This is a genomic window from Nocardia sp. NBC_00403, from assembly GCF_036046055.1.
In the GTDB taxonomy this organism is placed as follows: Bacteria; Actinomycetota; Actinomycetes; order Mycobacteriales; family Mycobacteriaceae; genus Nocardia.
This window is the reverse complement of sequence record NZ_CP107939.1, coordinates 3,468,486-3,484,057: the sequence shown is the minus strand read 5'-3', so window position 1 is coordinate 3,484,057 and position 15,572 is coordinate 3,468,486. Positions and strand designations below refer to the sequence as shown.

The window sequence follows — 15,572 nt, the reverse complement described above, 5'->3', positions numbered from 1 at the left end:
AGAATTCGGGAAGAGAGTCCCAGGAACAACAGCCCGTTGCCTAACAACCGTTTAGAACGACTCAACGATCCGTTCAGCGGTCTCGTTCGGGTGACCTCGGCAAAGGTCGCCCGGACGATCAGGAACAAATCCCGCGTCTCGGCGGTAGTTAGTAGGGCCCTCGAGTTGGCGGGCCTCAGCACGAGCGAGACGGAGTAGCGGTGGAACGGTATGAGATCGAGGCCTTCCTGGCGCTGGCCGACGAGCTGCACTTCGGTAAGACCGCGCAGCGGCTACAGGTGTCGACCGGACGGGTCAGCCAGACGATCCAGGGGATAGAGCGCCGCGTCGGCGCTCCGCTGTTCGAACGCACCAGCCGCCGCGTGGCGCTGACCCCGGTCGGCAAGCAGTTCCTCGACGACCTGCGCCCCGGCCACGACCTGATCCAACTGGCAGTCGAGCGCGCGACCGCCGCGGGCCGGGGTGTAACCGGCGTGCTCGAGGTCGGCTTTGTCGGCGCGGGGGCAAGCACCTTCGTGCTGGAGGCCGCCGACAGGTTCACCGCCACCCACCCAGGCACCGACGTCCGAATCCGGGAACTGCCCCTCTTCGAGGGTTCGGCAGCCCTGCGCGCTGATCTGGTCGAGATGGTGCTCATGTTTCATCCCGTAGATGGGCCCGACCTCGGCATCGGCCCGGTACTGCGGAGCTTGCCTCGGCTGCTTGCCCTCCCGAGCGGACACCCGTTGGCCGCGCGCGACTCTGTGTCTCTGAACGATTTGGCCGACATTACGCTGATCGGAGCGCCCGACTCGACGCCGTCGGTCGTGGCCGACGATCGAGTGCCGAAGCGGACACCCGATGGCAGATTGATCCGGTACGGCAAGACTGCCAACACCTTTCAGGAGGCGATCAGTCTGGTCGGGGGAGGCGAGGGCGCGTTCATGGTGGGCGACGAGGGTTCCTGCTACCGCGCCCACCCGCGCATCACCTACCTGCCCATCGATGACGCACCGCCGCTGGAAGGCCGCCTCATCTGGCGCGAATCCCGGGAGAATGCCCGGATCCGAGCGTTCAACGAGGCGGCAGTGACGACGAGCAGAAGCGACTGCCGCGGACCACAATCGGCGCAAATGGCCAGCGCCTGCATCGCCGCCGCGGCCCGGCACCCAAAAGGCCAACTGCGCCAACGCCGGTAGACCTCAACGGCAACGGGGACACCTGACCACCCCAAGCCACCTCGATGACGTCCTATTACTGGTGGCCGAGGTCGCCGAGCCTGGACACCTCTGCAACTTCACTGTCCCGATGCCCGGAATCGAGGCTTGTCGGACGCCCGAGTGGTTCGTCGACCTCTACGGCCGCGTCGGCATCATCGTGTCGCTGTTACTCGGTATGAAGTAGGTCCAGGGTGTCGAACCGGTGTGTATGCCAGATGTGGCGCGAGCGTTCCTCGGGGTAGGGCTGGGTGATCGGCTCGGCGGTGTAGACACGGGTGGATCGTGTGTCCGGATCGTAGGGCGCCCAGCCGGGGTTGCCGGTGGTCGCGAAGTTCAGCCAGTCGGTGCGCATGTGGTGTGCGACGCCGATGACCTCGTCTGCGGCGTTCGCGCCGGCGGACGGATGGCTGCTCACATCCTCAACGCTGAGCGTGCCGAGGACGAGCAGCAAGTCGAGGCTGTGCGAGGCACCCTGCTCCTGGTCGTAGCTCCAGCAGAGTTCGTAGGTCCAGGCCTGCCCACCCCCGGCGTACTGGGCGGCCGCGAGATGCAGACTCGGCATCCGAAACAGCCAGTCGGAGTTGACGAGTTCATACAGCTGCTCGGGGGTGGCCTCGGGGTAGACGGCGCGGTAACCCCCGCTGCTGTTCGAGGCCGGCGCGAGACCCACGAGTGTGGCGGACACCTGCTCATCGGTCACCTCGCTGCCCAGCCGGGTATTGAACAGCCGGAATTCGTCTCGGGTGTGCCCCACGAGAAGATCGATTCCCCGCGCGGCGCCGCCGCCGAGCGCACGCCATGGCGCGTGCGGGAGGACGTCACCGTCGACGATGGGTGAGAACGGCGTGGGGGTCAGCGCCATGGGGCCCCACGATTCGACGAGTTCCGGCATCCTCTGGATGATCGCGTCCGTTGCGTTGATCAGTGCGCGTGGGGAGATGCGGGCCAGCTCACCAACGGTGGCTTGCACACCGAGTTCGGCGGCGATCGTTGCCGAGATAGCAGCGGCGAGCCGGGTGGAGAAGTAGGTGCCTGGGACGCTCTGGGCTATCGCACGACGAAACAGCCCAGCGGCCATCGGCATAGTCAGCAGCGCCGCAATGCAACCCGCGCCGGCGGACTGGCCGAACACGGTGACGTTGCCCGGATCGCCGCCGAACGCGGCGACATTGTCCTGTACCCACCGCAACGCGGCGGCTTGGTCGAGGATGCCGCGGTTGTTCGGGGCCCCGGCGATGTGGGCGAAGCCTTCCACTCCGGTGCGGTAGTTCATGCTGACCATCACCACGCCGGACTTGGCGAGAGTCGCACCGTCATGATGCGGGTTACTGGAGGTGCCTTCCAGGTACTTGCCCCCATGGATCCACACCATCACCGGCAGCCCGGCGGCACCGAGGTCAGGTGACCAGACGTTGAGGGTCAAGCAGTCACCATCAGCGGTCCCGCCGGACACCGACGACATCGCGCCGCCTGCTTGGGGAACCGACGGACCGAACTTCAGCGCGTCGCGGGCGCCGTCCCACCGCTGTGGCGGAACGGGCGCCGCGAACCGTCTCGAGCCGATCGGTGATCGGGCGTAGGGGATGCCCCGGAAGACCGCGACGGCGTTCTCCCACCTGCCACGCACAACTCCGGCGGCCGTGCGGATTTCAGGTTCGACATTCACGCGGGGTACTCACCCTTACTTCTCCGGCGCATCCAACGGGTGCATCAATCTTGGCTGCCGCGCTCGGTGTGTGCGTCGTTTCCTTGATCGCGGCCTCGACCAAAACCCTTGCGGCCCAGGTGACGGCCTCCTGTTCGGCCTGCGGGTCCAGGCCGCGCACGTCGCGCAAAGCGATCTGGGCCTTCCAGCCGACGACGATGGTCAGGGCCGAGATCAAGCGCTGGTACGACTGTTCGTTCAGGGTGTTCCGCAGCGGTTGACAGGCGTGCCGAACCCAAACCCGTGAAGTGACCTGCCTCACGCACTGTCACAACGATCCAGCACGCGGTGTCTTGTGCCCGAACCCCTTGGAAACGAAGGAGACACCATGACCGAGAACATCGATGTGGTCGTGATCGGCGGAGGATACGCCGGCGTCATGGCGGCCAACCGCCTCACGCAGCGCGACGACGTGACGGTGACCCTGATCAACCCGCGCCCGAGTTTCGTCGAGCGGATCCGCCTGCACCAACTGGTGGGCGGGTCCGACGACGCGGTCGTCGACTACAGCGAAGTCCTGGCCGAGGGCATCCGGCTGGTCGTCGACACCGTGACACGGATCGACGCGGCCGAGCGCAGCGTGACATTGGCAACCGGCGGCACGGTCGACTACGACTACCTGATTTACGCGGTGGGCAGCGGCAGCGCCGACCCCAGCGTGCCCGGAGCGGCGGAGTTCGCCTACCCGATCGCCAGTCTGGAGGAGGCGCAGCGGCTGCGGCCGGTCCTCGACGCCGCGCCCGCCACGGCCGTAGTGACAGTTGTCGGATCCGGCCCGACCGGCATCGAGACCGCCGCCGAGCTGGCGGAGCAGGGCCGCACCGTGACCCTGGTCTGCGGCAACGTAGTCGGACCGTACCTGCATCCGCGGGGTCGACGCTCGGTTGTCAAGCGGCTGGCCGAACTCGGGGTGACGATGCTCGAAGGCCCCGACGCGAAGGTGACCGGTGTGACCCGCGATGTCGTGCGGCTCAGCGGTGGCCACACACTGCGAAGCAACGTGACCATTTGGACCGCTGGATTCGGCGTGCCTGACCTGGCCGGCCGCAGCGGGCTGAGCACCGACGCCTTGGGTCGCCTGCTCACCGACGAGACATTGACCAGTGTGGATGATGTGCGCATCGTCGCGGCCGGGGATTCGGCGGCTCCGTCGGACTTGCCGTTCCGGATGAGCTGCCAGGCCGCAACGAGGATCGGCGCACATGCCGCCGACACGGTGCTCAGCCGGATCGCGGATGAGCAACCGGCGCCCATCAACCTGGGTTTCTTCGGCCAGTGCATCAGCCTGGGTCGGCGCGCCGGCATCTTCCAGTTCGCCTCCAAAGATGACACCGCGATCAAGTTCTACCTCGGTGGCGGACCAGGCGCGAAGCTCAAGGAGTTCGTGTGCAAGCACACCGTCAAACATCTGGCGGACGAGGCGCGCAAGCCCGGCTCGCTGACGTGGGTCAAGGATGACAAACGCCGGGAACTGTTGCAGGCCGAACGCGGCGCGGCACCGGCCACCACTGAACGGGCGGCCTAGGCCACATACTCGTGGTCGGTCCGGTTGACTATCAACGGATCCGGACTGCATGTCGTGCGGCGACGCCCCGATCCCGGGCGCCGCCACAGGCATGCGTTCATCGGCGGTCCGCTAAGCAACGGACCGTCGGCAGCTCGATGTGTCACAGCCGTGCGCCAGATGGTGTCCCACCCTCGATCGCACTGTGTGTCGGATCGAACGGCTAGCAACATAAGGACCTTGCTGTGGATGCATGCTCGAGGGCTGTCGGCAATCAGGGTCGGCAGTGAAGGAGAGAGGTCGAGATATGGGCGACCACGCCACCAACCCGGCGACCGAGGCTTTCGTCGCCCACCGCAACCTGCTGTTCACCGTCGCCTACGAGATGCTCGGATCGGCGGCCGACGCCGAAGACGTCCTGCAGGAAACCTGGCTGCGCTGGGTGAAGGTCGACATGGCGACGGTGAGCGACCAGCGCGCCTACTTGGTCCGGATCACCACACGGCAGTCGCTGAACCGGCTGCGCACCATGAACCGCCGCAAGGAGACCTACGTCGGCCCCTGGCTACCCGAACCGATGCTCACCACACCGGACGTGGCCGAGGACGTCGAGCTCGCCGAGAGCATGTCGATGGCGTTGATGCTCGTCCTCGAAACACTGTCGCCGACCGAGCGCGCCGTCTTCGTACTGCGCAAGGTCTTCGACATCGGCTACGACGAGATCGCGGCCGCCGTAGACAAAACCCCCGCGGCCGTCCGCCAGATCGCGCACCGCGCCCGCCAGCACGTCGATGCCCGCCGCCCGCGCTCCGTGGTCTCCCCGAGCCAGACCCGGGCGGCGCTGGAGTCGTTCCAGCGCGCGCTCGAAACCGGGAACCCACAAAGCCTCCTCGACGTGCTAGCCCCCGAGGTCGTCCTGATGAGCGACGGCGGCGGCATCAAGCGAGCTGCGCTGCGGCCGGTCATCGGCGCCGAGAAGGTGGCACGCTACATCATCAGCGGCACCGGCAAGTTCGGAGCCACGCTCGCCATCGACCCCACCGTTGTCAACGGCAACCCAGCACTGCTCATACACCTGGACGGCGAGCTCGACGGCATCATGGCGATCCGCGTCGAGGACGCCCGCATCACCGGCCTCTACTACGTACGCAACCCGGAGAAGCTGACCCGCATCGAATCCGAGACCCCGCTCACCCTGCGATGAATACCGGTGGCGGAATAGCCATCTGGGACAGGAATATCGCAGGCGGCGTGTCTGCGGGTCCAGGACGACCCGGCCTGAATAATTCGGACGATGACGTCGGGAAGGGTCTGTCGGAGGTCGGTGCTGGCGCTGGCGGCCGTTCTGCCGTTGGCTGCGCTGTCGGTGGGACGCGCCGCGGGAGGCGCGACTTCGGTGCGGTACACGATGTCCGCATTCACCAACAGCAGCGAAACCGATTTGTATGTCTACGAATCCACCGATGCGACCGCATTCCAATTGCTGCGCGGCTCGGCCTATCGGCCGCCGAACGGAGTAATGCGTGACCCGAGCATCTTCCGGAATGTCGACGGCGACTACTATCTCGCCTACACCGCGTCCGGGGACGGTCAGAAAATCGGATTCGCGCGGAGCAGCGATCGAGTCACCTGGACACACCTCTTCGACTTCACGGTCCCGATGCTCGGTGTGGAGGCATGCTGGGCACCCGAGTGGTTCGTCGATGTCGACGGCCGCATCAGCATCATCGTGTCGCTGACCAACGGGCGCCGTTTCACGCCGTACCTGATGACGGCCACCGATGTGTCGATGCGGTCGTGGAGTGTGCTGACACCGATGGCAGGGCTGGCACCACCCAACCCGTTCGATACCGCCGCGATCGGCTACATCGACACCACCGTGGTCGCACACGGCGGCAAGTACTTCGCGTTCACCAAGAACGAGACCACCAAGTACATCGAGCTCGCCGTCGCCCTTAATGCGGCCGGCCCGTATGTCTTTGTCGCGACGGGCAATTGGGCAGGCTGGGGCACCCCACGCGAAGGCCAGTCGCTCATCCAGCTGCCCACCGGCGGCTGGCGTATCTATTTCGACGCCTACACCGAAGACAAATACTTCTACAGCGACAGCCACGATGGTTTCCGCACCTGGACCGCGCCCCGCGAACTCCCCGGCCTCTCCGGAACCATCCGCCACGTCACCGTCTTCCCGGAGAACCTGCCGGCATCCGAAACCTGAGCGACGGTTGGAAAACCCCACCAGAAGATCAGTTGTCTTCGCAAACACCTACAGAGAAAACCCGATCTACCCCACGTCCCGGCGGAGCCAGGTGACTTCGGCGCCGGATTCGATGCCATAACGGTAAATCTCCAGGTCCTCATCCCATGCGGTGCCCAGGGCTCGGTCGATTTCGGCGGCGAGGTCGTAGCCTGCGTACTTGCCGAGTTCGCGGGAGGCTTGCAGGAGGGCGCGCAGGCGCATCTCACCGAGGGTGACATCGCCGTTGGCGCTCGTGGAACCGTGCCAGAGGCCGAGGTTGGGCACGAAGCTGTAGCGCTCGCCGTCGACGCCGTCGCTGGGGTCTTCGGTGACCTCGAAGCGCAGCACCGGCCAGGACCGCAAGGATTGGGCTATCCGGGCCGCGGTGCCTACCGGCCCGACCCAGTCACTGGTTGCGCGCAATTGGCCGTCGGCGGGCTGCGCGGTCCAGCGCAGTTTCGCGGGAGCGGCCAGGGCCGAGGTGAGTGCCCACTCGATGTGTGGGCACAGCGCGGCAGGCGACGAGTGGATGTAGACCACACCCGCCGTCGCGTCCGCGAACTGACTCGATGCGCGCACCACTAACACCTCCAGCTTCGACGAGGGACGTCTTCCCCAACGACCCGTCGAATCCGGCGTTGCCTGAGTGTACTGGAGTGCCCGGAGTTACACGTGTTACTTCGGAACCATGTTCCGTGGCGTTACTCAGGTGCCTCATTTCGCGCAAACGTCGACTCCGCGATCACCGCATCGGAGAAGACCGGCCAAACCTCCCGCGCCCAGTCGCCGAAATTCTCGTCGGTCAACGCGATACTCGCCACCCCTATTTTCGGATCGACCCACAGAAATGTGCCGGACTGCCCGAAATGGCCATAGGTACCAGGCGAATTACCGCCACCGGTCCAATGCGGCGATTTGCCGTCACGGATCTCGAAACCGAGCCCCCAGTCGTTCGGCCGCTGCGAGCCGTAACCGGGCAGCACACCGTTGAGTCCCGGAAATTGGACCGACGTCGCTTCGGCGTGGGTCTGCGCGGAGATCAACTGCGGATTCAGCAACTCCGCGGCGAAGCGCGTCAGGTCGGCGACAGTGGAGCGGCCCGCGTGTCCGGCGGGGCCGGTCAGCACCGAGGCGGTCATGCCGAGCGGTTCGAAGACCGCGTCGTGCAGATATTCGGGGAACCCGATCCCGGTCTGCTCGGCGACGAACGCGGCAAGCACCTCGAAGCCGACACTCGAGTAGATCCGCCTAGTCCCCGGCGCGGCCAGCACATCGGTTGTATCGAAGGCGAAACCGGAGGTGTGCGCCAGCAGATGTCGCACCGTCGATCCCGGTGGGCCCGCGGGCTGGTCGAGCTCGAGCGCGCCTTCCTCCACCGCGACGAGCACCGCATAGGCGACCAACGGTTTGGTCACCGATGCGAGCGGAAATACTCGCTCGACGTCGCCCGCGGTCGTCGCGCCCACGCTGGTGACGACGCCTGCCCCCGCATGCCGAACCGGCCAGTCCCTGATCTGCTCGAGTGAACGCACCAGGCGAGCGTACGAGACACCCGACAGGCTGGGGTAAGCGGACACTTCCACCGATTCCGCGACGTCTCCGGATACTCGACCGGGTCCGTGTCGACCGACACCCACAGACTCCGGTACCGCCGGTACCATCTACGAACCATGAGCGCACAGCCCACTATCCACGGCGAGGTGGAGTCCGGTTTCGGACCCGTCGCCGACGCCTTTCGCCGCAACTTCTCCCAGCACGGCGAAATCGGCGCCGCGGTCGCCGTCTACGCGGGTGATCGCCCGGTCGTCGATCTGTGGGCGGGCCATCGCGACCGGCGCCGGAGGCTGCCGTGGGAGCGGGACACTATCGTCCCGGTGTTCTCCTCGACGAAGGGCATGGCCGGATTCGTGATCGCCGCGTTGGTGTCGCGCGGCCTGCTCGACTACGAGGAGCGGGTCGCGACGTACTGGCCGGAGTTCGCCGTCAACGGCAAGGACGCTGTCACCGTCCGGCAACTGATCGACCATCAGGCGGGCCTGTCCGGTTTGGACACCGTGGTCCGCCTCCCCCAGCTCGCCGACCTCGATGGGCTGGCCACCATCCTCGCCGCGCAGAAACCTGCATGGCGTCCCGGCACCCGGCACGGCTATCACGCCATCACCCTCGGCCTCTATCAAGGCGAACTGGTGCGCCGCGTTGATCCCGCACGTCGCTCGCTGGGTCGGTTCTTCGCCGAGGAGATCGCAAAACCGCTCGGACTCGACTTCTTCATCGGCCTGCCCGCCGAACAGAGCATGGATCGCATCGCGACCCTCGCCGCCACCGAGGGCAGGGACATCCTGCGCTACGAGCGCGACATCCCCATGCGGATCGGCGCCGAATTATTCGCCAAGCGCGGGTTTTCCTATGCGGCGCTGAACAATCCGCGGGTGGGCGCGCCGGCAAGGGCGGCTCGGCGCGAGTTCCTCGAGGTCGAGATGCCCGGCTCCAACGGTGTCGGTAACGCCAGGTCACTGGCCATGGCGTACGGCGCTGCCGCGGGCCGCACCGGAGCACTGCCGATCGACAACGACGTGCTCGACCGCCTCGCCGCCGCGGACACGGCCGATGATGTGCCCGCCGAGGATCTGGTGCTGCACACCAAGAGTCGCTACCACCTCGGTTTCCGTAAGTCGCGCGGCTCGTTCAGCTTCGGCTCCGACAAGCGGGCCTACGGCACAACGGGCCTCGGCGGCTCGTTCGGATTCGCTGATCCGGCAACCAGTCTCGGCTTCGGCTACTCGATGAACCGCCTCGGTCTCGCGGTACTCGACGATGTCCGCAGCCGCAATCTGCGCGCGGCGCTGCTGCGCTGTTATCCCTGACCACCTCGCAGCCGCGGGACGCACCGCGCGCAATCGTCGCACCGCCGACTTCATTCATCGCAATCGGTGGCACGTTGCGGTGTCGGCTGCACCGGGCGTATTGGGCGTGCAGCATCGATAGACTGGTCCCGCTCGATCAGCTCGCCGGATCAATCCATCGCCAACCGTGCACCGAATCGAGGAGCTCGTGGCAACGAAACCAGCGAATATCGACGCCTACATCGCCTCGTTCCCAGCGGATGTGGCAACGGTCCTCGAGGAAATCCGGCGCACCATCGCCGGCGTGCTACCGGACGCGACCGAGGCGATCGCCTACGACATCCCGACCTTCGAGCTGAACGGTCACAACGTCGTTCATTTCGCGGGCTGGAAACAGCACGTCAGCCTGTACCCGATCCCGGATGGCGATGCCGCGTTCGAACGCGAGGTCGAGCCGTACCGGGCCGGCAAGGGTACGGTGAAATTCCCGCTCGGCAAGCCGATTCCGTACGACCTCGTCGCACGAATCGCCACCATGCTTGCCGAGCGGTGACCGCCGCGACTGTTACCAGTCGGCCTCGGTGTACTTGATGATTCCGCGAATGTTCTTGCCGTCCAGCATGTCCTGGTAGCCCTGGTTGATCTCCTCCAGGGAGTAGCTGCGGGTCACCATGTCGTCCAGGTTGAGTTGGCCCGCCTTGTACAGCGACAGCAGGTGCGGTGCGTCCTGGCGGGCGTTGCCGCCACCGAAGATGCAGCCCTTCACCGTCTTCTGCAGCATGGACAGCAGGAAGGTGTTCATCTTGACATCGCCGGCGTCCATCCGGCCCATCGAGGTGATCACCAGAGTGCCGGCCTTGGCCGTCAGGATCAGGCCCTCTTCGACGTAGTCGCCGTGCATTTCCCCCATGGTGAGGATGACCTTCTGCGCCATCCGGCCCTCGGTGGCCTCGATCAGCGGCATGATCGCGGCGGCCATGCTCTCGTAGGTGTGCGTGGCGCCGAACTTCTGCGCCTGCTCGCGCTTCCACGGGTTCGGGTCGATCGCAACGACTTTGGAGGCGCCGGAGAGCACCGCGCCCTGCAGGGCGCTCATGCCGACACCGCCGATGCCGGCGATCACCACGGTCTCGCCCGGCTTGACCTCGGCGACATGGGTGGAGGACCCGAAGCCGGTCGGCACGCCACAGCCGACGAGGCAGGCGACCTCGAACGGGATCGTCGGGTCGATCTTCACCACCGAGGTGTGGTGCACCGTCATGTACGGCGCGAAGGTGCCGAGCAGGCACATCGGGATGACATTCTCACCGCGCGCCTGGATTCGATAGGTGCCGTCGCTGATCGCCTGACCCATCAGCAGCCCGGCGCCCAGGTCGCACAGCGCCATATTGCCGCTCACGCACGCCGGACAGCGGCCACAGGCCGGGATGAACGACAGGATCACGTGGTCGCCGACCTGCAGGTCGGCGGGACAGTTGGGCCCGAGCTTGGTGATCACGCCCGCGCCTTCGTGGCCGCCCATCACGGGGTAGGCGGGCATCGGGGTCGCACCGGTCACGATGTGGTGGTCCGAGTGGCACATTCCGGCGGTTTCCATCCGGATCTGGACCTCGCCGGCGACCGGGTCACCGACCTCGATCTCCTCCACCGACCACGGCTGGTCGATCCCCCACAGGATCGCGCCTTTCGTCTTCATTCGTGTAGACCTCTCGCATGCACGGGCTTCTATGTGACTGCACCCACACTACGAGAAAACTGGAACGCGTTCTAGTACCGGGTCGAAAATTCGTCGGTACGGGTCAGCCGAACTCCCGAACCGGTTCCAATTCCCGCTGCCCCCAGACCTGCTCGCTTCAGATCCTGCCCGATTTCAGCCGCGCACGTCGTGAACATGGTGAATCACGTCATGCAAGAAATAGCCCGCGAGAGTCTCCACGGTGAAGGTCGAGCCATCGCTGCGCCGCACCTGGAATCCGCGGTCGGAGGCAGGCACCGATTCGAGCGCGCGCGCCACCCTGTCGGCGGCTTCCGCCAGCTCGGCGGCCACGATGGCCGGGTCCTGCTCGCCATACCGGTCGGCGATCGCCGTTTCGTCCTGGTCCCAGTTCGAGAACACCGGCACCCCGTCGGCAGTCTCCGCGGCATCGAGCCCCTGCGCATCGAAGGCGGGCACCCCAGGGTCGACCGCATCGACACGGGCCGCGACTGCGGTCCGATAAGCGAAGATTCGGCACACGTCGCGCACATGGGCGGCGTACTCCAGCGCCGACCACGTTCCCCCGTCCGGGCGGGTGACCGCGTCCGGCAGCGCCAACCTCGCCGTCAACCGACAGGCATACTCCCGCGCCAGCCCGGGGACCGCCTCGTACGGCGTCGCGGCCGCGTCGAATCCACATTCCGGACAGGACCGCCCGAGGACCCAGGTCCAGTTCTTCACGTCAGGCACGATTGGCATGCGGCCCACCCTATTGCCGGCTGAATATCATCAGCCACACAAATACAGCCACATGCCCGCGAGATTCCGACAACCAACGACCCGGAGATCCTCCGAGCGAATGGCAGCCCCGGATACACCGACAGCCGCCATTCGGCTCCGCCGGACTACTCCATCAAGCCGTGCGCACGCCCGAAGAGCTCGAGGGTGATGGCGTGTAGGAAGTCGCCGACCTGCTTGGGCGCCTTGCCCGCGAAAGCGCGGGCATGGGTGCCTTCCAGCACGATGCCGAGCTTGAAACAGGCCAGCACCGTGTACCACGGAACCACGCTGAGATCGCGGTCGGAGAACTTGCCGTAGTGCGCGATCATCTCCTCCGGGGTCGGCAGCCCGCCGACCGCGCCGAGCTTGCCGACGAGCGCCGCACCCGCGGTGCCCGGCACCGGACGGGTCGCGATCTGCCAGCCGAGGTCCAGCAGCGGATCGCCGATGGTGGACATCTCCCAGTCCACCATCGCCGCCACCTCGGGGCCGTCGAAGGAGAACATCATGTTCGCCAGGTGGCAGTCGCCGTGCAGGATGCCGGGAGTCCACTGCTCGGGCCGATTGCGATCGAGCCACTCGCCGACCTGCCGCACACCCGGGATCTCCGGTCCGGGGTAACCCTCGTTGGACGAATAGGACTCGAGTTCACCGAGCCAGCGCGGCACCTGCCGTTCCAGGAAGCCGTCGGGTTTGCCGTAGTCGGCGAGTCCGAGCGCCTGATAGTCGAGCGCCCCGAGCCGCGCGATGGCTTCGACCGCCGACAGACCCATCTGCCGCCGAATCTCCGGATCTCCCGCGTGCAACTCGGGCAGCTCGTTCTGCGGGTTGAATCCGGTGATCGGCTCCATCAGATAGAAGACCGCGCCGAGGACCGTTTCGTCGGGGCAGGCGGCGATCACTCGCGGCGCGCGCACATCGGCGCCGTCGAGCGCCCCCAGCAGCCTCGCCTCGCGCCGGATCACCTCATTGCTCTTGGCACGCAGATGCTTGGGGCCGCGGCGCAATACGTAGTCCCGGCCACCCCTGGCGAAGCGCAGCATGATGTTCTGCGTCCCGCCGCCGAGGGGAGTCACCCCCTCGAACTCACCACCAGGAAGACCCTGCTCATCCATCCACTTCCCGACCACGGTGAAGTCGACAACGTCACGATCGACGTCGACCGGCTGCGCAACAGACATGTCCGACATTGTGCCTCATCGGTTCGCTCCAACTGAAGGCAGTTGACAACAGTTCGCCGATCCCGGCTGCGCGTAGGGTTCCAGACACCATGCACACGTTGTTGATCGACAATTACGACTCGTTCACCTATAACCTGTATCAGCTGATCAGCGAAGTGAACGGCGTAGAACCGACGGTGGTGCGCAACGACGAGGTCGACGATCTCACACGGCTGGATCTCGCCCGTTTCGACAACATTGTCATCTCCCCAGGCCCCGGCCGACCCGACGTCGCCCGCGATGTCGGTATCTCGGCAGCAGTGATCCGCGAGACGGAGCTGCCCTTGCTCGGGGTGTGCCTCGGGCACCAAGGGATCGTGGTCGCGGCCGGCGGTGTGGTCGCGGGCGCACCCGTGGCCCGGCACGGCTATCTCGACCACATCGAACACGACGGCAGCGATCTGTTCGCCGGACTCCCCCTCGGCTTCACCGCCGTGCGCTACCACTCGCTGTGCGCCCAACGTCCGCTTCCCGACAGCCTGGAAATCACGGCGGTCGCCGCCGACGGGGTGATCATGGGCGTCCGTCACCGCAGTAGACCGCAATGGGGCGTGCAGTTCCATCCCGAATCGATAGCCAGCGAGCACGGTGCGGCGCTACTGCGCAACTTCGCCGAACTCACCACGGCCCAGCCGGTGGCACCGCATGTGCATCGGTTCGTGGCAGGCAGATCGGGGACCGGGCGGCCCTCGACCATCGGACAGTCCGGATCCATCACCAGGGTGCGCGAGCAACACGCCTCCGGCGCAATGGGATTCGTCCGAGCAGCCGAGCGGTTCACGCCCGCGATCGAGCGAGGAACCCGGCTCGGCTACGGCGAACCCGTACCTCCCCGGCAGATCGAACACAGCGTCATCGAACGAGCCATCGATTCCGAGGCCGCTTTCCTTCGGCTGTATGCCGACTCGCCGACCGCATTCTGGCTCGACAGCGAGCACGTCGAACCCGGCCTGGACCGGTTCTCCTTCCTCGGCGATGCGGGCGGCCCGCTCGCCGAGGTAGTTCGCTATCGGGTCGGAGAGGGCGCGGTCACCGTCGAGTCCTCCGATGGAGGCCGATACCGCGCCCCCGGCACGATCCTCGATTATCTCGCCGCCGAGACCCGCCGGAGATTTGTCGAACTGCCCGATCTGCCTTTCGATTTCGCAGGCGGCTATGTCGGTTACCTCGGTTACGAAGTGAAGGCCGAATGCGGAGCCGAGGCGGCACACCGTGCGCCGACGCCGGACGCGCAGTGGATCTTCGCCGATCGGATCGTCGTCGTCGACCATGTGGGTGGGCGCACCCATTTGCTCGCGCTCACCGATCCCGGGCCGGAGGCGCTGCGCGCGAGCGCGGACTGGCTGCGTGATACTCGTGAGATCCTGGAATCCCTTCCCACATGGGCAAATCCACCGATGCTCGAGGTGTTCTCCGACACCACCGCCGTGGCGCCGCTGTTCACCAGGGGCCGCGATCGCTACCTGGCGGACATCGCCGTCTGCCAGGACCGATTGCACGCAGGCGAGTCCTACGAAATCTGCCTCACCGACAACGCGACCTTCGCCGCCGCCGAATCCGACGGCCTCGACTTCTACCGCCGCCTGCGCCGCTGCAATCCCGCGCCCTATGCCGCATACCTGCGCTTCGACGACCTCGAAATCGCATGCTCCTCACCGGAACGCTTCCTCAAGGTCGATCGGGCACGCACCGTGGAGAGCAAGCCGATCAAAGGCACCGCGCCCCGGGGCAGCACTCCCGCCGAGGACGAGCGGCTACGCCGCGAGCTGGCCGACAGCCCGAAGACCCGCGCCGAGAACCTGATGATCGTCGACCTGCTGCGCAACGACCTCGGACGGGTGTGCCAGATCGGCAGCGTGCACGTCCCGAAGCTGATGGCCACCGAGACGTATTCGACCATGCACCAACTGGTCTCGACCGTCCGCGGCACGCTGCGCCCGAACATCGATGCCGTCGACAGCTTGCGCGCGTGTTTCCCCGGCGGCTCGATGACCGGCGCTCCCAAGAAGCGCACCATGGAAATCATCGACGAACTGGAAACCGAAGCGCGCGGCGTCTACTCGGGCACCATCGGCTTCCTCGGTCTGGCAGGCACCGCCGACCTCAATATCGTCATTCGCACCGCCGTCCGCCACAACGGTCTGTGGCGCATCGGCGCGGGCGGCGCCATCGTCCTCGACTCCGACCCCGGGGACGAGTACCACGAAACGCTCCTGAAGGCGGCCGCCACCTACCGGGCCGCGCGATAGGCAGCATCGGCTTCGAATCCGCACCCGATGTCATAGCGGCCGCTTTTCGGGTTCCGCACCGGTTGCAGGCAACTGCTGCGGGCGTGAACGTCGACAGTTGACGCATGTTCACGACCCAACTCCTCACCCACCGGCCG

14 protein-coding genes are annotated in these 15,572 nt (G+C 66.2%); 7 read left to right on the top strand and 7 right to left on the bottom strand.

The window, feature by feature from the left end:
* Positions 1-200 precede the first annotated feature (200 nt).
* Positions 201-1,178, top strand: coding sequence for a LysR family transcriptional regulator (locus OHQ90_RS15275; protein ID WP_328411088.1), 978 nt, complete (start codon positions 201-203; stop codon positions 1,176-1,178).
* Between the two features lie 187 nt (positions 1,179-1,365).
* Here the strand turns inward: OHQ90_RS15275 and OHQ90_RS15270 are convergent, their stop codons facing one another.
* Both OHQ90_RS15270 and OHQ90_RS15265 read right to left on the bottom strand, forming a co-directional pair.
* Entirely contained in the window at positions 1,366-2,865 is a 1,500-nt protein-coding gene (locus tag OHQ90_RS15270) for a carboxylesterase/lipase family protein (protein ID WP_328411087.1), read from the bottom strand.
* A complete protein-coding gene (locus OHQ90_RS15265) occupies positions 2,849-3,082 on the bottom strand; it encodes a hypothetical protein (RefSeq protein ID WP_328411085.1) in 234 nt (77 codons plus the stop codon). The genes OHQ90_RS15270 and OHQ90_RS15265 overlap by 17 nt, the downstream gene beginning before the upstream one ends.
* A gap of 150 nt (positions 3,083-3,232) precedes the next feature.
* On the opposite strand from OHQ90_RS15265, the gene OHQ90_RS15260 reads away from it, so the two are divergent.
* The 3 genes from OHQ90_RS15260 to OHQ90_RS15250 all read left to right on the top strand — a co-directional run bounded on the left by OHQ90_RS15260 (position 3,233) and on the right by OHQ90_RS15250 (position 6,626).
* Positions 3,233-4,429 (top strand): NAD(P)/FAD-dependent oxidoreductase, encoded by a 1,197-nt coding sequence (locus tag OHQ90_RS15260; RefSeq protein WP_328411083.1) that lies wholly within the window; start codon positions 3,233-3,235, stop codon positions 4,427-4,429.
* A gap of 286 nt (positions 4,430-4,715) precedes the next feature.
* A complete protein-coding gene (locus OHQ90_RS15255) occupies positions 4,716-5,612 on the top strand; it encodes an RNA polymerase sigma-70 factor (protein WP_328411081.1) in 897 nt (298 codons plus the stop codon).
* 90 nt (positions 5,613-5,702) lie between these two features.
* A complete protein-coding gene (locus tag OHQ90_RS15250; protein WP_328411079.1) occupies positions 5,703-6,626 on the top strand; it encodes a glycoside hydrolase in 924 nt (307 codons plus the stop codon).
* A 66-nt stretch (positions 6,627-6,692) separates the two neighbouring features.
* Here OHQ90_RS15250 and OHQ90_RS15245 read toward each other — a convergent pair whose 3' ends face one another.
* Both OHQ90_RS15245 and OHQ90_RS15240 read right to left on the bottom strand, forming a co-directional pair.
* Positions 6,693-7,226, bottom strand: a complete 534-nt coding sequence (locus tag OHQ90_RS15245; protein ID WP_328411077.1) for a DUF3145 domain-containing protein — start codon at positions 7,224-7,226, stop codon at positions 6,693-6,695.
* A gap of 122 nt (positions 7,227-7,348) precedes the next feature.
* Positions 7,349-8,179 carry a serine hydrolase domain-containing protein gene (locus OHQ90_RS15240; RefSeq protein ID WP_328411075.1) on the bottom strand — a complete coding sequence of 277 codons (831 nt, stop codon included), beginning with the start codon at positions 8,177-8,179 and terminating at the stop codon, positions 7,349-7,351.
* A gap of 138 nt (positions 8,180-8,317) precedes the next feature.
* Between OHQ90_RS15240 and OHQ90_RS15235 the strand changes: the two genes are divergently transcribed.
* Positions 8,318-9,511 (top strand): serine hydrolase domain-containing protein, encoded by a 1,194-nt coding sequence (locus OHQ90_RS15235; RefSeq protein ID WP_328411074.1) that lies wholly within the window; start codon positions 8,318-8,320, stop codon positions 9,509-9,511.
* A 187-nt stretch (positions 9,512-9,698) separates the two neighbouring features.
* Positions 9,699-10,043 (top strand): iron chaperone, encoded by a 345-nt coding sequence (locus tag OHQ90_RS15230; RefSeq protein ID WP_328411072.1) that lies wholly within the window; start codon positions 9,699-9,701, stop codon positions 10,041-10,043.
* Positions 10,044-10,055: 12 nt separating this feature from the next.
* Here the strand turns inward: OHQ90_RS15230 and OHQ90_RS15225 are convergent, their stop codons facing one another.
* The 3 genes from OHQ90_RS15225 to OHQ90_RS15215 all read right to left on the bottom strand — a co-directional run bounded on the left by OHQ90_RS15225 (position 10,056) and on the right by OHQ90_RS15215 (position 13,156).
* Positions 10,056-11,186 (bottom strand): NDMA-dependent alcohol dehydrogenase, encoded by a 1,131-nt coding sequence (locus OHQ90_RS15225; RefSeq protein WP_328411070.1) that lies wholly within the window; start codon positions 11,184-11,186, stop codon positions 10,056-10,058.
* A gap of 174 nt (positions 11,187-11,360) precedes the next feature.
* On the bottom strand, positions 11,361-11,945 hold the full coding sequence (locus OHQ90_RS15220) for a DinB family protein (RefSeq protein ID WP_328411068.1): 585 nt from the start codon (positions 11,943-11,945) through the stop codon (positions 11,361-11,363).
* Between the two features lie 146 nt (positions 11,946-12,091).
* Positions 12,092-13,156 carry a phosphotransferase family protein gene (locus OHQ90_RS15215; RefSeq protein WP_328411066.1) on the bottom strand — a complete coding sequence of 355 codons (1,065 nt, stop codon included), beginning with the start codon at positions 13,154-13,156 and terminating at the stop codon, positions 12,092-12,094.
* 80 nt (positions 13,157-13,236) lie between these two features.
* Here OHQ90_RS15215 and pabB point away from each other — a divergent pair, with 80 nt between their 5' ends.
* Positions 13,237-15,435 carry an aminodeoxychorismate synthase component I gene (gene pabB, locus OHQ90_RS15210; protein ID WP_328411064.1) on the top strand — a complete coding sequence of 733 codons (2,199 nt, stop codon included), beginning with the start codon at positions 13,237-13,239 and terminating at the stop codon, positions 15,433-15,435.
* The last annotated feature ends 137 nt before the right edge of the window (positions 15,436-15,572 follow it).